Raw genomic sequence first — 24,580 nt, forward strand, 5'->3', positions numbered from 1 at the left:
AGACGGATATCCCACGCGGTTCAGCGCGGTCTGAGCGTCTCTTGCTTTGCAGCACAGTTGCCAGCAATCTTCTCTCCATTGAACAGCTTGCGTGCAAACAGGCGCGAGTTGGGGAAGGAGCTGTTGACGGCCTGCGAATGGTCCATGCCCGGGTAGGTGTGGGCTTCAACCACCGTGCCGGCTTCGCAGCTTTGCTCGGCCAGGTCCTGCTGAAATTTGGTCGGTGCGTCCCTGTCCGCGCCTCCTATGCCAAAGAACACGGGCGTGGCGATCTTCAGCGTGGGAAACTGGCCTTTGCTGAAAGGTTGAGCGTAATAGCTCATGAAGTCCGACTTGAAGGTGTTGCTCCAGCTTAACTGCTCTTTTTTCACCACATCGAACATCTGTTGCACACAGGTGGTTTCTGCGGCTTTCATGGCGTCAAGGCCTTTTTCGCTCAGCACCTGTTCGGCTGGCAAGCGCGGCTTGGACTGGTTGGCTACCGCCGCGATGTAAAGAATGTAGGCAATGGACGGGTCCGTGCTTTCCTGCTCGGCAGGGCTTGAGCGGTAGGCGATCTTGCCGTCCTTGCTGGGCCTGCCGGAGTGGGGTGTACCGGTGGCGATCGTGCCCAGAATCTTCAGCTCCGGGGCGTAGTCTGGGGCAAAGCCAGCAGTCGCAAATGCGGCAGCCGCCCCCTGGGACTGGCCCACGATGACTATCTTGTTGCCGAGTGGAAGCTCTTTGGTGTTGAGCGTCGCGCGCAGCGAGTCCAGCGTGGCATAGGCCGCAGCGCGGCTGTGCAGATAGGCATGAGGGCCGGGCGTTCCCAGGCCCTGGTAGTCGGTTGCGACAATGGCATAGCCCTCCTTGAGCCAGTTGTTGAGATATTGCGCATCGCGCTCCGAGCGTGGGTTGCGGGAGGGGGCGCAGCTGTCGCCGATGCCTACGGTGCCGTGCGCCCAGGCTATTACCGGCCAGCCACCGGCAGGCGGCAGCCCCTTGGGCAGAAAGATGACTCCCGAGGTCGTGAGCTGAGACGCCTGGTCGTTGCCTGCGGCCGTTCCATCGGTTGATGAGTACCAGATGGCATAGGCCTTGTCGGCATCTGCCAGGCTGAAGGCCGGGGCTAGCGGCTCGATAGCCAGCATTTGTCCCGCAGAGCCTGTCGTCATTTTGGAAGACGCCTGGGTCTGCGCGAAGCCAGTCGGCCAGCTGGACAGAGTCAGCGTGCTCAGGGTGGCTATGGCTGCGGCGCGTCGCAGTCCTGTGGGTACGAGGGGCATAGTAGTCTCCATTTGTTGTGCGGCGGCCTCCAAGGGAGTGCCTGAGACCAGTTTGCAGCGGGACTTTCGCCGGCTGAATCGTCCAAATGGAGTGGGTGTAAACACAGTGGCAGCCAGCTTATTGGCTGACAATGCGGTCTGTTGAAAAGCAATGGATACGCGATGAGCAACGACGCACAAACCACCGACTGGGCTGCCTGGAGCCGTGAGGCCGTTGAAATGATGCAGGCCCGCAATGCAGAATGGCCGCTGGAATTTGGCTTGCAGGGCAGCCCCAGCTACCGCTGGGATCTGGACCGCGCCCTGCTGGCGCTGGAAGCTCCGCTGCATGAGGTGATCGCTACGGTCTGCCTTGTGGGCACCAGCAGCGAGCAGGACGGCAGTTTTGTCTGGAGCTGGGCCAACGAAGCCATTCCCAAGCAGCATGGCCAAGCGCTGGAAGTCGTGCATGAGTTCGGCCGACAGAACCAGCTGGCATTGCTGACCACGGCCCGGATTCCCGGCGGCCGTCCAGAGGCCATGGAGTGCATGTGTATTGCTGCCCGCCTGCAGCGTGCCGTAGGCACCTTTATCGACCAGCAGGGCGATGTAACTCTGTATTTCACCTTGCTGCACCTGCAGGTGGCGGTCGAGCAGCAGCAGCCGGCCAATTGAAAGCCGCGTACAGGATTGTTGACAGAATGCGGGCGGGGTCGCCTATAGACTGACACCCTCAAAAATCTGAAAAGGTCACCCCATGAAAACGATGTTTGCTTTGGCCGCAGCCATGTTTGTGCTGAGCGGCTGCGCTGTCTATGACAGCCGTGGCGGATACTACGACGATGGCTACAAAAAGCCTCACCCCCACGGCTGCCCACCGGGCCAGGCCAAGAAAGGCAATTGCTGAAATTGCCCGCTCGGAAACCCGCCCAAAGCGGGTTTTTCTTTGCTATCTACAGCTCGTCCGGCTTGAGCCAGCCAATGCGGCCCTGACCGTTTTCATTGAGTGCGCTGACAAATTCGGCGGCGTCGGGCTCAGGCATCTGCAGCTTGAAGCTCACCAGACTGCCGTGATTGACCTCCAGCAGTTCGGCACCCGCCGCATCGGCCATGCGCCGCACCAGGCCCTCCAGCGGATAGGGAGCCGTGCATTGCAGGATCTGCATGCGCTGAATGGCGACTTTTTCGGCCTGCAGCAAGGCCTGTGCCACGGCGTCGGTATAGGCGCGCACCAGTCCGCCTGCACCGAGCTTGACGCCACCAAAATAGCGCACCACGGTGGCCAGCACGCCCTCCAGATCCTGATGGCGCAGCACGTCCAGCATGGGGCGACCGGCCGTGCCACTGGGCTCGCCATCATCCACGGCCGCCGATTGACCGCCCGCCAGCAAGGCCCAGCAGACATGGGCGGCGCCCGGGTGCTCGCGCCAGAGTGCATCCACCACGGCCTGCGCGTTGGAGCGGTCCGTCATCGGCTGAACGCAGCCGATGAAGCGGCTTTTCTTGATGATCAGTTCACTGGAGACGGGAGCACGAAGAGTCTGAGGCATAGCGGCGGCAGCATAACCGCAAAGTCGGGGCCGAGCAGCGTTGCGGTACATGGGCCGGGTAGCGGCAGTTGTGACCTATCCATGACATGACGACGCGGCTTGTGGGGATTGCTCGACAGTGTCCTTAAGCCAATTCCTACAATTTCGGCAAGCCTCGAGCCTTAAGCTTTGCGCAAAGGAGGCCGTCATGAACAATCCGCATCCACAGTCCCTGAGCGAACATACTTTTGGCCGCGAGCATTTCACGCCGCCTCCGCTGGCGCAGGAGCTGGCAGAGCCCCAGGCCCTGCAGGCTGCGGCACCCGAAGATGAATGGGAGTTGCTGCAGCGCATACGCAATGTGGGCGAGTGGTAGGCCCGGCCGCACTTTCTGTCTCAAGCCAGACCGGCTGCTACTGAAAGGGAGAGTCGGTTTTTCCTGTCCGCGGACACGATACAGCGGCGAGAATCGCAGCCCATGACTGCTAGCTCTGCGCCGTTTCCCGATTCTTCGCACTGGATGCTGCTGCCGGCTGCCGCACAGGCAGCGCAACTGCCCGTGGCCCTGGCCGATGTGACGGCCATGATGGAAAGAGTGGGGCGCAGCAGCAGCGACGCCGTGGCCGAGCAGATCCTGCAACTGTTGGGGCGCCATGTGCCGCTGGCCCAATGCACGATCTTCTCCTTCCAGGGCATGGCCAGGCCTCGTGTGGTGGGCATGGGCGACAGGGCGCGCACGGGGGCGCTGCCCATGATTTCCCAGGATTACAGCGAGCGCTTCTATCCGCTCGATGGTTCGCAGCGCGTGATGCAGGCTGAGCTGGCGCGCCTTGCCAGGGACCCGCATGCCAGGCCGCGCGTCTGGCTGCATCGCCAGGGGCCGCACGATGTACAGCACCCCGAGTACCGCCATGTCTGCTATGAGCTGCCGCGCATTGCCGAGCGGCTGTCGCTGCTGATGCTGCAGGAAAACGCGCGCTGGCTTTCCGTGAACCTGTATCGAGGCGAGGAGCATGGCTGCTTCGACGCCGCAGCCATTGCCCGGATCGAGGCCTTTGCACCCCTGGTCATGCAGGCCATGCGTCTGCATTACGCGGGGCAGACGCTGCAGGACGACCTGGTCGGGCTGGTGCTGGCGCGACTGGCAAGGCGCTTCGAGCAGCTGACGCCGCGCGACCTCGACGTGGTGCGGGCACTGGCCCAGGGCCTGGATGCCGATGCGCTGGCGCAGCGCCTGGGCATTACCGTCAGCAGCGCGCGCACCTATGTCAAACGCGTCTGCGCCAAGCTGGGCGTGCAGGGGCAGCGCGAGCTGTTTGCGCTGCTGATGGAGCCCGCTGAAGCTGTCGATGGTCAACTTTGATAGCTGCTTGGGGTTGACCTGTAAAGGCGGGAGGCTGATTCGACTTGAATATCGGTTGCCGGTCGGCATTGTCTCCATCTGGTGACATCGGCCTTGAGCTGCTTTTCTACACTGCATCTCAAGCCAGACCGAAAGGGGATGAAAGCGCACCGGTTTGACCACGACAGCGCCCCCAGGAGACAAGAACATGCACCAGCCATTTGCCGAGCCACGCCGCTCCATCTACTACCAGTACCAGGTTCATCAGCCCTGGCTTGCGTCCCGGAATCCGGGCGAGCAAAGCCACCCCATCGTCATCGTCGGCACCGGCCCCGTGGGCCTGACCACGGCGCTGGAGATTGCCCGCCACGGCCAGCGCTGCGTGGTGCTCGAATCCGAATTGCAGGTGTCCGAAGGCAGCCGTGCCATTGTGTTCACGCGGCGTTCCATGGAAATCCTGCAGCAGGTGGGCGTGGCCCAGCGCGTGACGGAGACCGGACTGCCCTGGTGCTACGGCAACAGCATTTACCGCGGCCAGCGCGTGTTTCGCATGGAGAACGCGCGGGCGGATGACGATCGCTTCTTTCCCATGATCAATCTGCAGCAGCAGTACCTGGAGGAATATCTGGTCGATGCAGTGCAGGCCAACCCGCTGATCGAGCTGCGCTGGGGCAACCGCGTGAACAAGGTCGAGCAAAAGGGCGAGCAGGTTTTGGTGGAGGTGGATACCCCGGAAGGCAGCTACGAGCTGCGGGCCGACTGGCTGGTGGCCTGCGACGGCGCGCGTTCGGGGATTCGCACGGCCATGAATCTGTTGATGGAGGGCGCTTCCTACGAGGGCCGCTTCGTGATTGCCGATATCCGCATCGACCTGCCTTTGCCCACCGAACGTCTCGCATTCTTCGATCCCACATGGAACCCGGGCAACACCATCCTCATGCACCGCGAGCCGCACGGCATCTGGCGTGTGGACTACCAGCTGCCTGCCGGCGAAGATCCCGAGGATGCGCTCAGGCCCGAGTCGCTGAAGGCGCGCATCGATGCGCAGCTGGAGATGATAGGCTTTGGCGGCACGCCCTGGGAGATGGACTGGAGCTCCGTCTACTCGGCCCGCGCGCTGACCCTGCCCGACTATGTGCATGGCCGTGTGATCTTTGCGGGCGATGCAGCCCATATGCTGCCCATCTTCGGCGTGCGCGGCGCCAACACCGGTTTTCAGGATGCTCAGGGCCTGGGCTGGCGTCTGGCACTCGTCGCCAAGGGCGCGGCCAGCGCAGCGCTGCTGCAAAGCTATAGCAGCGAGCGCGTGGGTGCGGCCCGCGAGATTGTGGAAGAGGCCGGCAAGAGCACACGTTTCATGGCGCCGCCAAGCAGAGGTTTCAGGCTGCTGCGCGATGCCGTGCTGTCTCTGTCGCTGAGCCAGCCCTTTGTCGGCCCGCTCTATCACTGGCGCACCTCGCGCCCGCATGAGTACGGCAGCTCGCCACTCAACAGCATGGGTGACGACAACCTGCTGTTCAAGGCCGGCCCCGGCCATGGCGCGCCGCCTCTCAACGTGCGCTTTGCGCCGGACAGCTATTTGCTCGACCATCTGGGCGGCGGCTTCGATCTGCTGTATTTCACGAGCGGCCAGGCGATTCCCGCTGAACTGCAAGCGGTCGCGGCCGGGGTCAGAGCTCGCGGTGTTGCCGTGCGCCTGATCGCCGTCAGCAGCCACGCTTCAGGCATTGTCGAAGGTTCCGATCTGGTACTTGATGACACCGAAGGCCGCTGCCGCGCCCGCTACGGCGTGATGGCCGACGGCGCCGCCTATCTGCTGCGCCCCGATCAGCATGTCTGTGCGCGCTGGATGGCGCTGGACGCCAATCGTTTGCAAGCCGCATTCAAGGCGGCCCTGCCAGCCTGAGGAGAGATTCAAATGACCCAAACCACTCTTGATATCGCCGGTCTGGAGACCGTGTACGACCAGCTGGCTGTCGCCATCGATGCCGTGGGCGCCGAAAAGTCCGAGCTGCTGCTGGTCAAGCTGGCGCTGCTGGCCGCCAATCGGCTCGGTGATGCCCGCCAGTTTGGCGAAATGATTGTGGCGGCCCAGCAAGATCTGTAAGCAAAAGGCTTGTCCGTGGCGGTCAGCCCGACCCGCTCAGGCTCGTTCCTGGCGGGTTCTCGGCGTGCTGACTCTCGGATTCCATAGCGGATAATCTTTGCCTATCAATAGTTTGAGATGGATTTTCCACAAGTCGATATGGCTTGATATCCGACAAGGCCGTGCCACGGAATCCAGGCAGACTGGAGTCATTGCCACTGTAGGAGGATTGGTCCATGAGATTGCGTCCCAGCACCTTGCTGCTATCTGCAGCCCTGAGCCTGAGTGGATTGAGTGCGGCTCCGGCCCTGGCCAAGTCGGCTGCCGAATGGCTGGCCTTGACAGGTGCCGTGCAGATCGGCTTGAGCCAGGCCGTCGAAAAAGCCCAGGCCGTTGCTCCCGGAAAAGCGATCGATGTCGAGCTGGAAGAGGGTAAGAAAGGCGCTGCGCCTTATTACTCGGTCACCCTGATCTCGCCCGTGAATGAGGAAATCAAGCTGCGCGTGAATGCCAACACGGGCGATGCCGCAGTGGAGGAGAACAAGGGGCGAGCCGAGGGCAAGCATGCCAAGCGCCTGGCCGATGCCCGGATCACGCTGGTACAGGCCGTCGATGCAGCTGTTGCCGCCTTGCCCGGCAAGCCGCTGGAGGCCCAGCTGGATTCGGACTGGGGCAAGACCAGCTACAAGGTCAAGATGCTGCGCGCCGATCAGACGGTCATGAAGCTCAGGCTTGATCCTGCCTCCGGCGCTGTGACGAGGCAGGAAAAGGACTGAGTCGACGCGTTATCTGGATTCTGGTGCTATTAAGAAGTGAGTGCCTGGCGCTTGTATTTCAATGATTTAAGGTGTGTTATGCATCGAATTTCAATGAAGGAAAGCGCTGGATGCTATGAAGTTCAGAGTTCAACCCTGTTTCTGCAAGACCTTGCTCGTGCAAGGCTGAGGGCGGAAAAGTACACTGACGGGTTGTTTCTCCGAATAGGCCATGAGGCCATATAAAGCCCATCCACATGAACGCCCCGGTTGATGTTTCCTTTTTCCACCGCGATGCCAAGCCGCTGACCAGCTACAAGCCGTACTGGGCCAAGCGCTTCGGTCCGGCGCCGTTCCTGCCCATGAGCCGTGCGGAGATGGATCAGCTCGGCTGGGACAGCTGCGACATCATTCTGGTCACGGGCGATGCCTATGTGGATCACCCCAGCTTCGGCATGGCCGTCATCGGCCGTGTGCTGGAGGCGCAAGGCTTTCGCGTGGGCATCATCGCCCAGCCCGACTGGACCAGCGCCGAGGCCTTCAAGGCCTTGGGCAAGCCCAATCTGTTCTGGGGCGTGACGGCCGGCAACATGGACTCGATGATCAACCGTTACACGGCTGATCGCAAGATTCGCAGCGACGATGCCTATACCCCCGGCGATGTGGCCGGCAAGCGCCCCGACCGCGCGGCCATCGTTTACAGCCAGCGCTGCCGCGAGGCCTACAAGGATGTGCCCATCGTGCTGGGCGGCATCGAGGGCTCGCTGCGTCGCATTGCCCACTACGACTACTGGAGCGACAAGGTGCGTCGCTCCATCGTGGTGGACAGCAAGTGCGACATCCTGCTCTACGGCAATGCAGAACGTGCCCTGGTCGAAGTGGCGCACCGCATCGCGGCGCGCGAGCCGATCGAGCAGATCACCGATGTGCGCGGCACTTCGTTCTTTCGCCGCGCTTCGGAGGAGGGCTGGTTCGAGGTCGATTCCACCACGGTGGACGAGCCCGGCGAGGTCGAGCCCCATATCAACCCCTATATGACGACCAGCGAGCAGGCCGAGGCCCAGGGCCAGAGCTGCTCCAAGGAAGATGCTGCGAAATCGGAAGCGGACGGCCCCAATGACGGCGCATCGGTAGCCAAGGTCCAGCCCATACAGTTCGTGCCCAATCTTTCGCTGCGCAGCAAGTCCAAGCTGCCTGCGCGCGAGCGCACCGTGCTGCGTCTGCCCAGCTACGAAGAGGTCAAGAGCGATCCGATTCTCTATGCCCACGCCAATCGTGTGCTGCACCTGGAAACCAACCCCGGCAATGCCCGTGCGCTGGTACAGGCTCACGGCGAGGGGACCACGGCCCGCGATGTGTGGATGAATCCGCCGCCCATTCCTCTCACAACGGCCGAAATGGACTGGGTCTTCGGCCTGCCGTATGCGCGCAGCCCGCATCCTGTCTATGCCGACGAAAGCGGCAGCCATGAGGGCGCCACCAAGATTCCGGCCTGGGAGATGATTCGCACCTCGGTGAACATCATGCGCGGCTGTTTCGGCGGCTGCACCTTCTGCTCCATCACCGAGCACGAGGGCCGCATCATCCAGAGCCGTTCCGAAGACTCCATCATCCAGGAGCTCGAAGAGATCCGCGACAAGGTCAAGGGCTTTACCGGCACGATCTCCGACCTGGGCGGGCCCACGGCCAATATGTACCGCCTGGGCTGCAAGAGCCCGCAGATCGAAGCGGCCTGTCGCAAGCCCAGCTGTGTCTTCCCCGGCATCTGCCAGAACCTGCACACCGACCACGGTCCGCTGATCAAGATCTACCGCCGCGCGCGCAAGCTGCCCGGCATCAAGAAGATTCTGATCGGTTCCGGCCTGCGCTACGACCTGGCGGTGAAGTCGCCAGAGTACGTCAAGGAGCTGGTCCAGCACCATGTGGGCGGCTATCTCAAGATCGCGCCCGAGCACACCGAGCAAGGTCCGCTGACCAAGATGATGAAGCCGGGCATCGGCAGCTATGACAAGTTCAAGCAGCTGTTCGAGAAGTTCAGCGAAGAGGCCGGCAAGAAGCAGTTTCTGATTCCCTATTTCATCGCCGCCCACCCGGGCACCAGCGATGAGGACATGATGAATCTGGCCATCTGGCTCAAGAAGAACGGCTTCCGTGCCGATCAGGTGCAGACCTTCTACCCGAGCCCCATGGCCACGGCCACGGCCATGTACCACAGCGGCCGCAACACGCTGACCAAGGTGCGCCGCCAGATGCGCGACGAGGCCGAGGAGCGCGTGGACATCGTGCGCGGTGAAAAGCGCCGCCGTCTGCACAAGGCTTTCCTGCGCTATCACGACCCGAACAACTGGCCGCTGCTGCGCGAGGCGCTCAAGACCATGGGGCGCGCCGATCTGATCGGCAACGGCAAGCAGCACCTGATCCCGACCTTCCAGCCCCTGGTCGACGGCAGCTATCAGAGTGCACGAAAGAAGAACAGCACCTCGTCCAAGGTGGGGGGCGGAATTGGTTACACCACCAACAAGGACGGCAAGGCCGTGGCCGTGCGACGCCGCAGCGAAGAGGCGAGCCTGGAGCCCAAGGGCGATGTGCGCTTCCGCAGCAGCCAGCCTCAACCGGGCAAGCTGCTGACCCAGCATACCGGCCTGCCGCCGCGCGCGGGTGTGACTGGCAAGGCCAAGCCCGGTTTCAAAACTGCGGCAAGGCCCGCCAAGCCAGCGGGCCAGGGTTCGCGCAAGCCGCGCTGATGGCTGAAGCCTGACTGCCGCCGACAAAAAAACGACGCTTGATGCGTCGTTTTTTTGTATTGGCGTGCGCTGCTGTCAGCCCATGGCCAGAGCCCCGCACCACTGCGGCAGCTGGTTTTCCTGCGTGGGGGCAAAGTATTCGCTGGTCATGGGTTTGGGGCGGGCGATGGCGTAGCCCTGCACATAATCCACGCCCATGGTCATGAGTTCCTCGGCAATCTCGCGGCTCTCGACAAACTCGGCAATGGTCTTTTTGCCCAGTGTCTGGCCGATGCGATTGATCATCTCCACCATGGCGTGGTCTCCCTTGTCCTTGAGCATGTCACGCACAAAGCCGCCGTCGATCTTGAGATAGTCGACGGGCAACTGCTTCAGATAGGTCAGCGACGACATGCCGACGCCGAAGTCGTCCAGGGCAAAACGGCAACCCAGGGCGCGCAGCGACTGAATCAGCCGTGTGGCATTGCTGAGGTTGCCAATGGCGCTGGTTTCGGTGATTTCGAAACATAGCTTTTGCGGCGCAATTGCGTGCTGCTGCAACTGCTCCTTCACAAATTCCAGCAGGCCGTCGTCATCCAGGCTGGGACCGGAGAGGTTGATGGCGCAGGTTTCCACCAGCTTGGCGTGTCCGGGCTGCTGCGCCAGTGTCTGCAGGGCCCTGGTGATCACCCAGCGGTCAAGCGATGGCATCAGGCCGTAGCGCTCGGCTGCGGGTATGAAATGTCCGGGGGCCAGGATCTGGCCGTTTTCATCGCGCAGGCGCAGCAGGACTTCGAAGTGCATGCCGCCGTGACGGCTGTGCTTGCGAGCCTGTAGCGGTGCGATGCTCTGGGCATAGAGGCAGAAGCGGTCTTCGTCCAGTGCGGTACGAATGCGTGTGGCCCATTCCATCTCGCTGACATAGCGGCTGTAGATTCCGTCCTCGGCCTTGTAGAAAAAGACCTTGTTGCGCCCGCGCTCCTTGGCCTGATAGCAGGCCATATCGACCATGCGCAGCAGATCGGAGGCATTGACCGCATCACCGGGAACATGCACGGCACCGATGGAAAAACCGGTGCGCAATATCTTCTCTCCCCAGGTGGTTTGCAGTTGCTGGGCTGCCAGGCGCAGCTTCTCGGCAATGCTCGCGACGTTGGAAGGAGGGCAGTTCTCCAGCAGCACGGCAAACTCGTCACCGCCCATGCGCGCCAGGCAATCGGTTTCGCGCAGATTGGCCTGCAACATGCGAGAGACTTCACACAGCACCTCATCGCCAGCGGCATGGCCGCTGGTTTCGTTGATGAGCTTGAACTGGTCCAGGTCGATGTAGAGAAGAGCGTAGGGCTTGACCTGGTGCAGACCCTGGGTCAGCATTTTTTGCAGCCGTCGCTCGAATTCCCCGCGATTTTCCAGCCCCGTCAGCGTGTCGTGGCGTGCATTCCAGGAGATCTGGTCCATGTACTGCTGCTCGCGCGACACATCGCGCAGCACGAAGACCGCCCCTGATGCCTGGCCATCGCGCTGCATGGCGGAGCCCAGCACCTTGACTGGCACGATGCTGTGGTCGGTGCGGCGAACCCAGTGCGTTTGCTCGTCACGCACGACGGTGGTCTCCCTGGTGTCATTGACAAGCTGAGCGAGCAGGCCTTCGCTGGTGATGGAGGCGTCCATGGTGTAGAACTGCAACACCTGCTTGATGGGCTTGTCCAGATAGCTTTGCTTTTGCAGACCCAGCAGGCCTATGGCGGCGGGGTTGACATAGTTGACCATGCCCTTGGCATTGGTGGTGATGACCGCATCGCTGAGTGCTGCCAGCGTGGTCTCCGCGCGCTCTTTTTCGCTGTTGAGGCCTTCTTGAACCTGCTCTCGCAGCAGGATCAGGCGCCAGGTATTCCAGATCCACAGGCTCACCAGGCCAATGGCCAGGGCGCCGTTGAGGGCGAGCAGCAGCCAGACGATGTTGCGCGAGCTTTGGCCCAGAGAGTCGCTGAAGGCTCTGGTCAGGGCCGTCACGCCCTGGTTGATCAGGTCGATCTCGCGCTTCCAGGTGGCAATGTTTTCGCGGCTGATGTTGCCGACCTCGTATCCTTGCCGGATTTCCTGGGCCAGTGTGTCGAGTTGATTCAGGTATTCGTCACCCATCTTCCAGTACGCGACGGGTTCCTGCACCCAGCTGAAATAGCGGAATGTACGCAGCAGCCAGATGAGGGAGCTGACATCATCGGGGTGGTTCTGGCCTTGCTCTATGCCTTTGCGCGCCAGGTCCAGGCGCAGGGGCTTGTCGTAGAGGGCAATACGTGCCTCGGCATCGCCACGCGGTACCTGCAAGGCCCGCTGATAATGGGCGAAGTCGATCGGGTTGCCTTCATCCGCGTAGCGGGAAAGCGAGTAAATCGCATCTTTCTGGGCCTTGGACCAGAGACTTTCTCCGTTGACAAAAGCTCGCACGGCGGAGAGCAGATAGAGGCTGCAGCTGGCGCTGAGCATCAGGATCAGTGCCAGGAGCGCAAAAGCCCAGACGCGCTGCAGCAATTGTTGAGACTTCAGTGTGGGGCTCAAAGATGCCTTCATGACGCCTCATCCAGTAAATTGACTGTAAATGCATGAGTCAGGGCATCAACAAGGCAGACTGGTATGAAACTGCCAGAAGGCAATGTGCCTGCTGACGATCAGAACACCGTCACGATGCCCGCTCTCATGGCTTGACCTTTCACGGTATTGCGTAGGAGGTATGTCAGATCACACGCAATTTGTATTTATTGGTAATTTTTGGCCTGTAGAAGTGAACCCGGCGTCGGACAACTTCCTCTGTCCCCCCAAGACAGAGCGGTGTTTTCTGTGAGAAAGTGGGTAACCAATCTGGCCGATTCAGAGCAGGTCCATGCAGTGCACCTGCGGCTGGTCCAGCACGCCGGCCCTGCGGTCGGCAAAGAAGCGCTCCAGGGTGAGCTTGACGGTGCGAAACGCGATTTCTTCCCAGGGGATGTCTGCCTCGGCGAACAACTGGGCCTCCATTGTCTCGGGGCCGGGGTAGAACTGCGTGCTTCTGAGGCGGGCCAGATAGAAGAGATGGACCTGTCCTACCTGGGGCACGTTGATGAGACTGAACAGCCTGCCCAGCTCGATGTCGGCTCCGGCTTCCTCGTCAGTTTCGCGCTGGGCTCCGCGGCTGGTGGTTTCGGCCAGCTCCATGAAGCCTGCAGGCAGCGTCCATTTGCCGCGGCGCGGCTCGATATTGCGCTTGCACAGCAGCACGCGCCCGTCGTCCATCACGGGCAGGGTGCCGACCACATTGAGCGGGTTTTCATAGTGGATGGTGTGGCAGGCCGGGCAAACGGCACGCTCGCGCGTATCCCCATCGTCAGGAACGCGGTAGGTGACTGCGGTGCCGCAATTGCGGCAGAACTTGATGGGGCTGCGAAAAATCATCCCGCAACTATAAGCAAATCAGGCCGCTAGCGCAGGTACAACATGCGCAAACAGCTATGAAAAAGGGAGTCACACCTTGCGGTGCGACTCCCGGAGTACCTGGCCGGCGCAAACTGCCTGTGCGCCAGGGATTCTTAAGCGATCTGGATCTTGACGGATTCAAGTCCGGTGACTGCGCCTTCCAGCACATCGCCCTTGACCACGGCGGCCACGCCCTCGGGGGTGCCGGTCATGATCAGGTCGCCGGGCTGCAGCTCCCAGGCGCTGGAGAGATGCTCAATGGTTTCGGCGATATTCCAGATCAGCTTGTGGATGTGGCTGCGCTGGCGATAGTCACCATTGACCTGCAGCGAAATCTCGGCGTTGACGATGTCTCCCGCCCGATCGGCTGGCGTGATGGGGCCTATGGGGGCGGATTGCTCGAAAGCCTTGCCGATACACCAGGGGCGGCCTTGCTTCTTCATGTCGTTTTGCAGGTCGCGACGTGTCATGTCCAGACCCACGGCATAGCCGTAGATGTACTGCAGTGCATCGGCTGCCTTGATGTTCTTGCCGGCCTTGCCGATGGCAACGACCAGCTCGATTTCATGGTGCAGATTCTGGGTCAGCGTGGGATAGGCCACGGTGGTGGTGCTGCCGGCTTCCACTGCCACGGTCGCGTCCGCAGGCTTCATGAAGAAGAACGGCGGCTCGCGGCCGGTAAAGCCCATTTCCTTGGCGTGATCCTCATAGTTGCGGCCCACGCAGTAGATGCGGTGAATGGGAAAGCGCTCGCCGCGGCCCACAACAGGTAGGCTGGCAACGGCAGGGGGATTGAACACGTAACTCATGAAGTCCTCGGCAGGAACACGCGCTGAAATCAGCAATGGTTGATGTGGCAAGCAGTGTGCCACGATGCAGGCCCGGAGACGGCGTGGCAGATGACGGCTTTTACGTATTCCGGCCCTAGGGAAAATGCCAGTCCGCGCGGCTCGCGCTATGCTGCTCACATCATGAAGCTGCATACCTATTTCCGTTCTTCCGCCTCTTATCGTGTGCGCATTGCGCTGCAACTCAAGGGGCTGTCCTATGACTCCGTGCCCGTGCATCTGGTGCGCGGCGAACAAAAGGCTGTGGCCTATGCCTCCCATGTGGGTGACGCGCTGGTGCCCGCACTGGTGACGGACGAGGGGCACTGGCTCACGCAGTCCATGGCCATCATCGAATATCTCGATGAGACCCATGCTGAAACACCATTGCTGCCCAGGGATGCACTGGGCCGTGCCCATGTGCGCGCATTGGCGCAGATGGTGGCTTGCGAGATCCATCCGCTCAACAACCTGCGCGTGCTCAAGTACCTGGTGCACCAAATGGGGGCCAGCGACGAGGCCAAGAATGGCTGGTATGCGCACTGGGTGCGCTCCGGCCTGGAAGCCTTCGAGCGTCAGCTGGCGCTGCTGGATGCCGAACGCAAGGCCATGGGCCTGGCGCCGTCGACGTTTTGCTGGGGTGACGCGCCCACGCTGGCCGAATGCTGCCTGGTCCCGCAGATCTACAACGCCCAGCGCTTCAATGTGAATCTCGAGGCTCTGCCGCGCCTGATGGACGTGGTCGAGCGATGCAACGCCTTGCCGGCTTTCCAGCATGCCCATCCTTCGGCCTGTCCAGATGCTGAGTGAAGAGGGCGTCATGAGCGAGACCTATAGGCCGGGTCCACCGGACCTCTGGCCTGACTCCTGGCTGGTCCCCGACTGGCCGGCTCTGCCCGGCGTGCATGCCATCTGCACCTCGCGCGAGGGGGGCGTCAGCCAGGCACCCTGGGGCAGCATGAACCTGGGCGACCACGTGAGCGACAACCCCGCTCACGTGCGCCACAACCGTGAACTGTTCAATGCGGCGCTGCAGGCCCGCACCCCTGGTGCCTGCACGGCGTTCTTGCAGCAGGTACATGGTGTGGAGGTGCTGACGCTGGACGCAGGCAATGTGGCCGAGTCCAATGGTGCAGCCTTCGATGCCTGCGTGACCGACGATGCAGGCGTGGTCTGTACCGTCATGGTGGCAGACTGTCTGCCCGTGTTGCTGGCCCATGATTCGGGGCTGGTCGTGGGCGCGGCCCATGCGGGCTGGCGCGGTCTGGCCGGCATGCCGCCCGGTAGAAAGCCGTCTGACGGGCCCTTGCCCGGCGGTGTGCTGGAGACACTTTTCGAGACTTTCTGTCGCAAGGTGCAGATGCAGCCATCGCTTTCAGCGGGCGAAACGGAGCGTTCCCGGATTGCCGCGCACACCCAGGCCTGGCTGGGCCCATGTATAGGCCCCGATTCCTTCGAGGTGGGGGCCGAGGTACGCGATATCTTTGTGGCCCATGACCCTGATGCTGCGCGGCATTTTGTGCCGGTAGCGGGCAGTGAGGGCAAATATCTGGCCGATCTGGCTCAGCTGGCACGCCAGAGGCTTGCTGCATTGGGCATTGCTGCAATCTTCGGCAACGATGGCAGTCTGCCCTGGTGCACGGTCAGCAATGCATCACGTTTCTTCTCGCACCGGCGCGACGCCGCCCGTCTGGGCGGCAGCGGGCGGCTGGCTGCCAGCATCTGGCGCGACGCCTGAGCCGGGGCTGGGGAGCGCGTGTTCTGCAGCTAGCGCTTCCTGTTCCTGCCGGGCTTTGAGGCGGCGCTTTCTGGCTGGCGTGCCCAGTATGTAGAGCACGATGGAAAGCGGCAGCAGACCATAGAGCACAAAGGTGAAAAATGCACCCAGCAGGGTGCCGCCGGGGCTGGCGGCCTCGGCGATCGTCATCATCACGACAACGTACATCCAGGCGATGGCAATGAGGTACATGGTGTTTCTGTAATGAGCCAGAAAGCATGCTGGCTCCGGGTTGTTTTGTGTCAAAACAGCTTCATAACGGCAAAATGAGGCCGCTTCTTGTCGGAACTGCCTGGCACATAGGTGACAATGCCGCCGTGTGAGCCGTATTGCAGATTCCGCAAGCGTCCCCAGACCCTGAGATCGCCGGTCGCTTGCCTTGACTAGGATGTAAGCATGAATTTTGACCCGAGCTGGGGCCAGGCTGGCCAATCCATTCAACAATTCTGGCAGGAGCAGTGGAGCAAGAGCCTCCAGACGCTTCAGCAGATGCAGTCCGGTGCTCCCATGGGGCTCAGCGCCATGCCAGGTCTGGGGGCCGCACCCAACCCTTGGGCTGGAATCATGGATGCCATGCAATCGGCAATGCCCCAGATGGCTACGGGTTCGGCTCAAGCGGTGCAGTTCGATGCAGCCAAACTGCAGGGGCTGCAGCAGGAATACCTGCAGTCGGTGCAGTCTTTGGCAGATGGAAAACAGATTCAGGCCCTGCTGTCCAGGGACAAGCGCTTTGCCAAGCCAGAGTGGAGCGCCAATCCCGTTGCATCGATGGCCGCAGCCAACTACCTGCTGGGCAGTCGCATGCTGACCGGTATGGCCGAGGCGGTGCAGGGCGATGAGAAAACACGCAATCGCGTGCGCTTTGCGGTCGAGCAATGGGTGGCAGCCATGGCGCCCAGCAATTTTCTGGCGCTGAACGCCGATGCGCTCAACAAGGTTGTTGAAACCAAGGGCGAGAGCCTGGCTCAGGGCATTGCCAATCTGCTGGCCGACATGCGCCAGGGTCATGTCTCCATGACCGACGAAAGCCTGTTCACCGTGGGCAAGAACGTGGCGACCACCGAAGGCGCGGTGGTTTTCGAGAACGAGCTGTTCCAGCTCATCGAATACAAGCCGCTGACTGCCAAGGTATTCGAGAAACCTTTTCTGATGGTGCCGCCCTGCATCAACAAGTTCTACATTCTGGACTTGCAGCCGGACAATTCCGTGATTCGCTATGCCGTCAGCCAGGGGCACCGCACCTTCGTGGTCAGTTGGCGCAATCCCGATGAAAGCCAGGCGCACAAGAGCTGGGATGACTACATCGAAGATGGCGTGCTCAAGGCTGTGAGCACGGTTCAGGATATCTGCGAGGCGCCGCAGATCAATGTGCTGGGTTTCTGCGTGGGCGGCACCATGCTCTCCACTGCGATGGCAGTGCTGGCTGCACGCCATGCCCGCGAGCATGGACAGCCGCAAGCTGCCAAGCCCCGCAGCCGCGCTGCGGCTGCAAAGACAGGCAGCAAAACTGCTGCGGCCAAGGTGGAGGCCCACGCTTTTCCCGTAGCCAGCATGACGCTGCTGACCACGCTGATCGACTTCCGCGACACAGGCATTCTGGACATCTTCATCGATGAAAACATGGTGCGCCTGCGCGAGATGCAAATGGGCAAAGGCGGGCTGATGAAGGGCCAGGACATGGCATCCACCTTCAGTTTTCTGCGCCCGAACGATCTGGTCTGGAACTATGTGGTGGGCAACTACCTCAAGGGCGAGACACCGCCGCCATTCGATCTGCTTTACTGGAACAGCGACTCAACCAATCTTCCCGGCCCGTTCTACGCCTGGTATCTGCGCAATCTCTACCTCGAGAACAATCTGATCAAGCCCGGCGTGCTGACCGTGTGCGGCGAGAAGATCGACATGAGTCAGCTCAAGATGCCGGTCTATATCTACGGCTCGCGCGAGGACCACATCGTTCCTGTCGCTGCGGCCTATGCCTCGTCGCAGGTACTGGGCGGTGAGCGTCGTTTCGTGATGGGTGCCTCCGGCCATATCGCCGGCGTCATCAACCCGCCGGCCAAGAACAAGCGCAGCCACTGGCTGCGTGAGGATGGCGAGTTTCCCGAGGCGTTCAACGATTGGCTGGCCGAGGCCACGGAGTATCCGGGCAGTTGGTGGACGGACTGGAGTGCCTGGCTGGGCAGCCATGCAGGCAAGCAGCTCGCGGCTCCCAAGAGCTATGGCCGGGCACGTGCCTATGAAGCCATCGAAGATGCTCCGGGTCGCTACGTTCTGTCAAAAGCCTGAGCGAGGCCTGAGGCACAATCAGTTCCATATTGCGGTGCAGCAAACAAGGCTCGCATCGTGATAGGAAGCGGCGGGTGGCACGATGAACAGGATGCAACCCGCACGCATGCATCACTTGTAAGAAACCTAGAAAGGTTCGTCAGCAATGGAAGACATCGTTATCGTTTCCGCCGTGCGTACGGCGGTCGGCAAGTTCGGCGGCTCTCTGGCCAAGATTCCTGCAACCCAGCTGGGTGCGACCGTGATTTCCGAGGCTCTGGCTCGTGCCAAGGTGGGCAAGGACCAGGTCGGTGAAGTCATCATGGGCCAGGTGTTGACGGCGGCGGCCGGTCAGAATCCTGCGCGTCAGGCCATGATGGCGGCCGGCATTGCCAAGGAGACACCTGCGCTGACGATCAATGCCGTCTGCGGCTCCGGCCTTAAGGCGGTGATGCTGGCAGCTCAGGCCGTGGCAACGGGAGACAGCGAAATCGTGGTTGCCGGAGGCCAGGAAAACATGAGCCTGTCGCCCCATGCCGTGCCCAATTCGCGTGACGGCCAGCGCATGGGTGACTGGAAGATGGTGGACACCATGATCGTGGACGGTCTGTGGGATGTCTACAACCAATACCACATGGGCATCACTGCCGAGAACGTGGCCAAGGAAAAGAACGTCAGCCGCGCGCAGCAGGATGCGCTGGCGCTGGCCAGCCAGCAAAAGGCTGCGGCCGCGCAGGATGCTGGCAAGTTCAAGGACGAAATCGTTCCCGTGAGCATTCCCCAGCGCAAGGGTGACCCCATCGTGTTCGACAGTGACGAATACGTCAACCGCAAGACCAATGCCGATGTGCTGGCCACCCTCAAGCCCGCTTTCGACAAGGCAGGTTCGGTGACGGCCGGCAATGCCTCGGGTCTGAACGACGGCGCCGCCGCCGTGGTGGTGATGACGGCGGCCAAGGCCAAGGCGCTGGGCCTCAAGCCTCTGGCCAAGATCGTGTCTTACGCCACCAGCGGCCTGGCCCCAGAGGTCATGGGTCTGGGTCCTGTCTATGCCACGCGCAAGGCGCTGGATCGCGCCGGCTGGAAGGCTGCCGATGTGGACCTGTTCGAACTCAACGAAGCCTTTGCCGCACAGGCTTGCGCGGTGAATCAGGATCTGGGCATTGACACCGCCAAGGTCAACGTCAACGGCGGTGCCATTGCCATCGGTCACCCCATTGGTGCATCGGGCTGCCGCATTCTGGTGACGCTGCTGCATGAAATGCAGCGCAGCGGTGCCAAGAAGGGCCTGGCCGGTCTGTGCATCGGCGGTGGCATGGGTGTTGCTATGGCTGTGGAAGCCTGCTGAGGCTTCAGGATTGCAGACTGCTCCGGTGCTCCTGAAGACCGGCGCAGTCTGGGAAGCCCGCTGATGCCAGCCTCCCATCGACCCTAGGGAAGATCACGAGGTAAACCAAGGCGAAAGCGGGTTCATTCGGACCTACTCGATTGCATACTGGCATGGCCAGCGTGCAGGGTGTGTGGCGTTCAAAACGATAAGCAATTTCTAAGAATTCTTATCGTTGATAGTGTGATCGTGAAATAACCATTGATTGACAGGAGAGATGAATGGGTCAGAAAGTAGCGTACGTCACGGGGGGCATGGGCGGTATCGGTACCGCAATCTGCCAGCGTTTGCATAAGGATGGCTTCAAGGTGATCGCGGGTTGCGGACCATCGCGCGACTACCGCAAGTGGCTGGACGAGCAGGCGCAATTGGGTTACACGTTTTATGCCTCGGTTGGCAATGTGGGGGATTGGGAATCCACCGTCGAAGCCTTCAACCAGACCAAGGCAGAGCACGGCAACATCGATGTGCTGGTGAACAACGCGGGTATCACCCGCGACCGCATGTTCGTCAAGATGACACCGGACGACTGGAAGTCGGTCATCGAAACCAACCTCAACTCGATGTTCAACGTCACCAAGCAGGTGGTGGCAGACATGGTGGAAAAAGGCTGGGGCCGAATCATCAACATCAGCTCGGTCAACGGCGCCAAGGGCCAGGCTGGCCAGACCAACTACTCGGCCGCCAAGGCGGGCATGCATGGTTTCACCATGGCGCTGGCTCAAGAGCTGGCTGCCAAGGGAGTGACCGTGAATACAGTCAGCCCCGGTTACATCGGCACCGATATGGTCAAGGCCATTCGTCCCGATGTGCTCGAAAAGATCGTGGCGGGCGTGCCCGTCAAGCGTCTGGGCGAGCCTGCGGAGATCGCCTCCATCATCTCCTGGCTGGCTTCGGAAGAGGGCAGCTATTCCACAGGTGCGGACTTTGCGGTCAACGGCGGCCTGCATATGCACTAAGCCTTTTCAGGCATTCAGCAAAAAAGGAGCTCAGGCTCCTTTTTTCATGCCCTTCGTTTTGCACTGTGCGCTGCGACCGGAAAACTCGGTTCAGCAAATGACAAAACCCGCAGAGATCATTCATGCGGGTTTTGAGGAATGGGGGGCCACTTCAGAGAGTGGCACGGGGCAGTAAGGCTTGTGGGTTCTTTGGCCTAGCAGTGCCGACTGCCCGGGCACCTGGCTGCAACACACTGTGCTTTGGTCTGCACAGTGTTGCGCGGCGAGCGCTTAGCGCTTGCGATCGCGTTCGTCTTCGGGCCAGATGGACATGATGTTCGTGGTTTGCATGGGAATCTCTCCTGTATGTCTGTTTAACGTCTGACGGATTCAGCTCGTTGACAGCTTTTTGGAAATTTTTACCTGTTCTTTTATCCAGTGATAATCAGGCTGCAAATGCGGGGGCACGCTTGCGATCACGTTCGTCCCAGGGCCAAGCCATCAGAGACATAGCTGCTGCGGCCTGTGCGGGCTGGGCTTTGGCGGTGTCGGTAACAGTGGTGGTCATTGCAGTTCACTCCTTTGAGTGGTTCAACGCCTGGTCTGAACTGCAGGTTGACAAGAAGCTGAATCAACAGCGCAAGAAAATGCAACTCGCGTTTGCTGATGTTTTCAGCAGCCGGTATGCATGTGCAAAATGAATAGCGCCCTGCCAAAGCTGGTCAATGGCAGGGCTTTTCCTGGGCTTAGCAGGTTTCGGTGACCAGGGCTTCAATCTGCTCCGAAAGCTCCAGCCAGCGCTCTTCCAGTTGATCGATTTCAGCGTTGACGGCACTCAGCTGCTTGCCCGCTTCCACGATATCGCCACCGGATAGTCCGGGCGTGGCCAGCTTTTCTTCCAGCGCGCCGCGCTGGGCATTGAGCTTGGGCAGCGTCTTGTCGATCTGTTCCAGCTCTTTCTTGAAAGGCTTGGTCTTTTCGGCCAGTTGCTGGCGAGCTGCAGCAGCCAGGCGACGGGCTTCCTTGGGGTCACCCACGTCAGTGAATGATTCTGTTTTCAGAGCGTCCAGCGCTTTTGTAGCAGGCGCTTCAGGCGTATTTGGCTTGAGCTCTACCGGAGTTTGCACCGCTGGCGCGCTGTTGGCCTGCTGTTCGGCATTGCGTGCTTCTTCGCGCAAGCGCTTGGACTCTTCGAGCAGATAACGCTGGTAGTCGTCCAGGTCGCCATCGAACGGGCCGACAACGCCGCGGCCCACCATCCAGAAGTCTTCACATACGGCGCGAAGCAGGTGACGGTCGTGGGAGACCAGCATCACGGTGCCGTCGAAGTCGTTTAGCGCCATGGCCAGCGCTTCGCGCGTGGCCAGATCCAGGTGGTTGGTAGGCTCGTCCAGCAGCAGCAGATTGGGGCGTTGCCAGACGATCATGGCCAGTACCAGACGGGCTTTTTCGCCACCGCTCATGCTGCCCACAGACTGCTTGACCATGTCGCCGCTGAAGTTGAAGGTGCCCAGCCAGTTGCGCAAGTCCTGTTCGCGGCTGGCGGCGGGTGCGGCAGCGCCGAGTTCCCTGGCCAGACGGGTCATATGCTCCAGCGGGTTCTCGCCGGGACGCAGCACGTCGAGTTCCTGTTGGGCAAAGTAGCCGATATTGAGGCCCTTGCCTTCGGTGACGGTGCCGGCCAGCGCCTTCATCTCGCGGGCGATGGTCTTGACCAGGGTCGACTTGCCCTGGCCGTTGGCCCCGAGAATACCGATGCGCTGGCCTGCCAGCACGGAGCGGTTGACGCCCCGCAGGATGGTGGTCTGCCTGCCGTCTTCGTCCTCATAGCCGAAGCTGGCATCGGTAATCGCCAGCATGGGGTTGGGCAGATTGGCGGGTTCCTTGAATTCAAAGGTGAACTCGGCTTCGGCCAGCACCGGCCCGACCTTTTCCATGCGCTCGAGCTGCTTGACCCGGCTTTGTGCCTGCTTGGCCTTGCTGGCCTTGGCCTTGAAGCGGTCAATGAACTTCTGCAGATGGGCCATTTTTTCCTGCTGCTTGGCGAAGCTGGCCGCCTGCAGCTCCAGCTGCTGGGCACGCAGTTCCTCAAAGCGCGAGTAATTGCCGCCGTAGCGGTTGATCTGCCCGCCCTGAATCTGCAGTGTGACGTTGGTGATGGCGTCCAGGAATTCGCGGTCGTGGCTGATGACGATCATCGTGCCGCTATAGCGCTTTAGCCAGGCTTCCAGCCAGACCAGGGCATCCAGGTCCAGGTGGTTGGTGGGTTCGTCCAGCAGCAGCAGGTCGCTGGGGGCCATCAGTGCACGGGCCAGCTGCAGACGCATGCGCCAGCCGCCCGAAAAGCTGTTGACCGGGTGATCCAGCTCGGAGACCTTGAAGCCAAGACCCAGAATCAGGGCTTGCGCGCGCGATTCAGCATCATGTGCACCGGCATCGGCCAGATCCACATAGGCCTGGGCGATCTCCATACCATCGCCAGAGGCTTCGGCGGCAGCCAACTGGGCGTTCAGCTCGGCCAGGCGCGTGTCGCCATCCAGAACAAACTGGGTGGCTGATTCGTCGGTTTCCGGCATGTGCTGGGCTACCTGTGCCATGCGCCACTGAGGAGGGATGAAAAAATCACCGCCGTCTTCGCTGATGCTGCCATTGAGCAGGGCGAACAGGCTGGACTTGCCTGCACCGTTACGGCCGACAAGGCCGACGGACTCTCCCGGGTTGATGGTGGTGCTGACTTGGTCGAGCAGGACTTTGGTGCCGCGGCGCAGCGTGATGTTCTTGAGACTGATCATGACTGGGGTCGATTATCCGCGAATGCCCTCAGGCTCAGGAGCTTGAGGGAATGAGCAGGGCGGTAGCGATGCCCCGGTTGTGGCAGGTCTGTCCGAGCTTTCATATGGCCTGAAGACCTATGTTCTCCATCATCGTTTCGGTGAATTTCAGTTCATGCTCACACGCTTGGGGCCTGGGTGCAGACTCCAGCACGGTGCTGAAATAGCGAAGTCTGCGAAGATCCATGGTCGCAACTCAAAAAATCAGCTTGAAGGTCGGTATGAAAGCCTGTAGAAGGCTATTTGAAGAATTGTTAGTCTCCTGTAATGTCGGTGTAATCTGACATGGCGTAAGGGCCAAATGTCGACAAGATGGCATATCTCTAAGTCTGAAGTCCGACAGATTAAGTATGTCGGTCCTACAACTGATGCAGCAAAACCTGTCCCTCTCTTCACATTCAACCACCCCGAGCAGAAACGGCTCTGCCCACTGGCGCATTGAAGACATTGACTTCTCTGCCATCGATCGCAGTGCCATAGAGCACAACCAGGATCTGTTCTTCCTGCTGATGAGCGCCTCGTTCATCGAAACCGGCTCGGATACCTATGCGGCCAACCTGGCCGAGCATTACGCTGCCTGGCCCGAGATCGCGGTCTGGCTCAAGGATCAATGGGAGTCCGAAGAACTGCAGCACGGACGCGCACTACGGGCCTATGTGGAAGCCGTGTGGCCGGAGTTTCCCTGGCAGCAAGCCTACGACAGCTTTTTCGCCGAATATTCGCAGCTGTGCACCATGGAGGAGCTCTACCCCGACCCGCGCCTGGAAATGGTGGCGCGCTGCGTGGTGGAAACCAGCACCACGGCCTATTACCACACCTTGCGCGAACTCAGCGACGAGCCGGTTCTGAGCGAGTTGCTGGGCAATATCCGTAACGACGAGGTCAACCACTTCAAGCACTTCCTCAAGTACTTCAAGGAGCTGCAGCAGCAGTCGCCTGTGGGCCGCACGCGCATTGCCAAGGCACTGTATGGCCGCCTCAAGGAGTTGCGAGAGAGCGATTCGGATATCGCGCTGCGTCATGTCTGGGCGCACAAGGGTCCTTATTTCTCCGATAGCAGCACTCGCTTCGAAGACATGGCCCAGCGCATTTACGAGCTGGTCAGCCGTCGCCTGCCTGCCGATCTGGCCGTGCGCATGCTGCTCAAGCCCATGCTGCTGCCAGCACGCGTGGAGGGCATGGTGCGCACACCCATCTCCAAGCTGGCAACACGCATGATGTCGTACTGAGTCTTGCATGCATCCAGCACGCCGCAGCGCATGGCGGAACTGCTGGGCACGGCGGGCTTCGAGATGGAAGAGGATCCGGGGCCTGCGCAGCTCAATGCCCGCTTCTTTGCAGGCAGGCGCGATGGCCTGCAGATTGCGGGTGGCGGTTCTCGCTATCCGAGTGCGGTAAAGCGTGCTTGAGCGCTTGTTCAAAG

General features: G+C 61.0%; 23 protein-coding genes. 15 read left to right on the plus strand and 8 right to left on the minus strand.

Going from position 1 to position 24,580, the window contains the following annotated elements; genetic code table 11:
• Nucleotides 1-20 precede the first annotated feature (20 nt).
• The gene (locus JAO85_RS19500) at nucleotides 21-1,265 is read right to left on the minus strand and encodes an alpha/beta fold hydrolase (protein ID WP_202788801.1); all 1,245 of its coding nucleotides are present in this window, start codon (nucleotides 1,263-1,265) and stop codon (nucleotides 21-23) included.
• Between the two features lie 162 nt (nucleotides 1,266-1,427).
• Between JAO85_RS19500 and JAO85_RS19505 the strand changes: the two genes are divergently transcribed.
• The gene (locus JAO85_RS19505; protein WP_012838414.1) at nucleotides 1,428-1,919 is read left to right on the plus strand and encodes a DUF6882 domain-containing protein; all 492 of its coding nucleotides are present in this window, start codon (nucleotides 1,428-1,430) and stop codon (nucleotides 1,917-1,919) included.
• 82 nt (nucleotides 1,920-2,001) lie between these two features.
• On the plus strand, nucleotides 2,002-2,151 hold the full coding sequence (locus JAO85_RS19510) for a hypothetical protein (protein WP_003064948.1): 150 nt from the start codon (nucleotides 2,002-2,004) through the stop codon (nucleotides 2,149-2,151).
• Between the two features lie 46 nt (nucleotides 2,152-2,197).
• On the opposite strand, the gene JAO85_RS19515 is transcribed toward JAO85_RS19510, so the two are convergent.
• Complete coding sequence (locus tag JAO85_RS19515; RefSeq protein ID WP_202788802.1) at nucleotides 2,198-2,794, minus strand: YigZ family protein; 597 nt, start codon at nucleotides 2,792-2,794, stop codon at nucleotides 2,198-2,200.
• Nucleotides 2,795-2,981: 187 nt separating this feature from the next.
• Here JAO85_RS19515 and JAO85_RS19520 point away from each other — a divergent pair, with 187 nt between their 5' ends.
• The 6 genes from JAO85_RS19520 to JAO85_RS19545 all read left to right on the plus strand — a co-directional run bounded on the left by JAO85_RS19520 (nucleotide 2,982) and on the right by JAO85_RS19545 (nucleotide 9,700).
• Entirely contained in the window at nucleotides 2,982-3,149 is a 168-nt protein-coding gene (locus JAO85_RS19520) for a hypothetical protein (RefSeq protein ID WP_003064951.1), read from the plus strand.
• 102 nt (nucleotides 3,150-3,251) lie between these two features.
• Entirely contained in the window at nucleotides 3,252-4,136 is an 885-nt protein-coding gene (locus tag JAO85_RS19525) for a helix-turn-helix transcriptional regulator (RefSeq protein ID WP_003064953.1), read from the plus strand.
• 187 nt (nucleotides 4,137-4,323) lie between these two features.
• Entirely contained in the window at nucleotides 4,324-6,021 is a 1,698-nt protein-coding gene (locus JAO85_RS19530) for an FAD-dependent monooxygenase (RefSeq protein WP_054075636.1), read from the plus strand.
• Between the two features lie 12 nt (nucleotides 6,022-6,033).
• Nucleotides 6,034-6,222 (plus strand): DUF2783 domain-containing protein, encoded by a 189-nt coding sequence (locus JAO85_RS19535; protein ID WP_012838412.1) that lies wholly within the window; start codon nucleotides 6,034-6,036, stop codon nucleotides 6,220-6,222.
• A 215-nt stretch (nucleotides 6,223-6,437) separates the two neighbouring features.
• Nucleotides 6,438-6,977 (plus strand): PepSY domain-containing protein, encoded by a 540-nt coding sequence (locus JAO85_RS19540; RefSeq protein WP_202788803.1) that lies wholly within the window; start codon nucleotides 6,438-6,440, stop codon nucleotides 6,975-6,977.
• Between the two features lie 236 nt (nucleotides 6,978-7,213).
• Nucleotides 7,214-9,700 (plus strand): YgiQ family radical SAM protein, encoded by a 2,487-nt coding sequence (locus JAO85_RS19545; protein WP_202788804.1) that lies wholly within the window; start codon nucleotides 7,214-7,216, stop codon nucleotides 9,698-9,700.
• Nucleotides 9,701-9,775: 75 nt separating this feature from the next.
• Here the strand turns inward: JAO85_RS19545 and JAO85_RS19550 are convergent, their stop codons facing one another.
• From JAO85_RS19550 to JAO85_RS19560, 3 genes are all read right to left on the minus strand, one after another.
• Nucleotides 9,776-12,250, minus strand: coding sequence for a bifunctional diguanylate cyclase/phosphodiesterase (locus JAO85_RS19550; protein ID WP_202788805.1), 2,475 nt, complete (start codon nucleotides 12,248-12,250; stop codon nucleotides 9,776-9,778).
• Nucleotides 12,251-12,547: 297 nt separating this feature from the next.
• A complete protein-coding gene (locus JAO85_RS19555) occupies nucleotides 12,548-13,108 on the minus strand; it encodes an NUDIX hydrolase (protein ID WP_054075640.1) in 561 nt (186 codons plus the stop codon).
• Between the two features lie 134 nt (nucleotides 13,109-13,242).
• Complete coding sequence (locus JAO85_RS19560; protein ID WP_202788806.1) at nucleotides 13,243-13,938, minus strand: fumarylacetoacetate hydrolase family protein; 696 nt, start codon at nucleotides 13,936-13,938, stop codon at nucleotides 13,243-13,245.
• Nucleotides 13,939-14,100: 162 nt separating this feature from the next.
• Between JAO85_RS19560 and maiA the strand changes: the two genes are divergently transcribed.
• Nucleotides 14,101-14,766 (plus strand): maleylacetoacetate isomerase, encoded by a 666-nt coding sequence (gene maiA, locus JAO85_RS19565; protein WP_202788817.1) that lies wholly within the window; start codon nucleotides 14,101-14,103, stop codon nucleotides 14,764-14,766.
• Nucleotides 14,767-14,776: 10 nt separating this feature from the next.
• Nucleotides 14,777-15,694 (plus strand): polyphenol oxidase family protein, encoded by a 918-nt coding sequence (locus tag JAO85_RS19570; RefSeq protein WP_202788807.1) that lies wholly within the window; start codon nucleotides 14,777-14,779, stop codon nucleotides 15,692-15,694.
• On the opposite strand, the gene JAO85_RS19575 is transcribed toward JAO85_RS19570, so the two are convergent.
• Nucleotides 15,611-15,925: a hypothetical protein gene (locus JAO85_RS19575; protein WP_039050799.1), complete on the minus strand. Its 315-nt coding sequence runs from the start codon at nucleotides 15,923-15,925 to the stop codon at nucleotides 15,611-15,613. The genes JAO85_RS19570 and JAO85_RS19575 overlap by 84 nt on opposite strands.
• A gap of 204 nt (nucleotides 15,926-16,129) precedes the next feature.
• Between JAO85_RS19575 and JAO85_RS19580 the strand changes: the two genes are divergently transcribed.
• The 3 genes from JAO85_RS19580 (at nucleotide 16,130) to phbB (ending at nucleotide 20,347) form a co-directional block, all read left to right on the plus strand.
• Entirely contained in the window at nucleotides 16,130-18,022 is a 1,893-nt protein-coding gene (locus JAO85_RS19580) for an alpha/beta hydrolase (protein ID WP_012838404.1), read from the plus strand.
• Nucleotides 18,023-18,167: 145 nt separating this feature from the next.
• Nucleotides 18,168-19,349 (plus strand): acetyl-CoA C-acetyltransferase, encoded by a 1,182-nt coding sequence (locus JAO85_RS19585; protein WP_003064978.1) that lies wholly within the window; start codon nucleotides 18,168-18,170, stop codon nucleotides 19,347-19,349.
• A gap of 260 nt (nucleotides 19,350-19,609) precedes the next feature.
• Nucleotides 19,610-20,347 carry an acetoacetyl-CoA reductase gene (gene phbB, locus JAO85_RS19590; protein WP_003064980.1) on the plus strand — a complete coding sequence of 246 codons (738 nt, stop codon included), beginning with the start codon at nucleotides 19,610-19,612 and terminating at the stop codon, nucleotides 20,345-20,347.
• Between the two features lie 424 nt (nucleotides 20,348-20,771).
• On the opposite strand, the gene JAO85_RS25740 is transcribed toward phbB, so the two are convergent.
• A complete protein-coding gene (locus JAO85_RS25740; RefSeq protein WP_003064982.1) occupies nucleotides 20,772-20,894 on the minus strand; it encodes a hypothetical protein in 123 nt (40 codons plus the stop codon).
• A gap of 178 nt (nucleotides 20,895-21,072) precedes the next feature.
• The gene (locus JAO85_RS19595; RefSeq protein ID WP_202788808.1) at nucleotides 21,073-23,118 is read right to left on the minus strand and encodes an ABC-F family ATP-binding cassette domain-containing protein; all 2,046 of its coding nucleotides are present in this window, start codon (nucleotides 23,116-23,118) and stop codon (nucleotides 21,073-21,075) included.
• Between the two features lie 407 nt (nucleotides 23,119-23,525).
• On the opposite strand from JAO85_RS19595, the gene JAO85_RS19600 reads away from it, so the two are divergent.
• A complete protein-coding gene (locus tag JAO85_RS19600) occupies nucleotides 23,526-24,386 on the plus strand; it encodes a ferritin-like domain-containing protein (protein WP_202788818.1) in 861 nt (286 codons plus the stop codon).
• A gap of 3 nt (nucleotides 24,387-24,389) precedes the next feature.
• Nucleotides 24,390-24,566 carry a hypothetical protein gene (locus JAO85_RS19605; protein ID WP_202788809.1) on the plus strand — a complete coding sequence of 59 codons (177 nt, stop codon included), beginning with the start codon at nucleotides 24,390-24,392 and terminating at the stop codon, nucleotides 24,564-24,566.
• Nucleotides 24,567-24,580 lie beyond the last annotated feature (14 nt).

Origin of the sequence: Comamonas sp. NyZ500 (genome assembly GCF_016772095.1) — a bacterium.
Lineage (GTDB): Bacteria > Pseudomonadota > Gammaproteobacteria > Burkholderiales > Burkholderiaceae_C > Comamonas > Comamonas thiooxydans.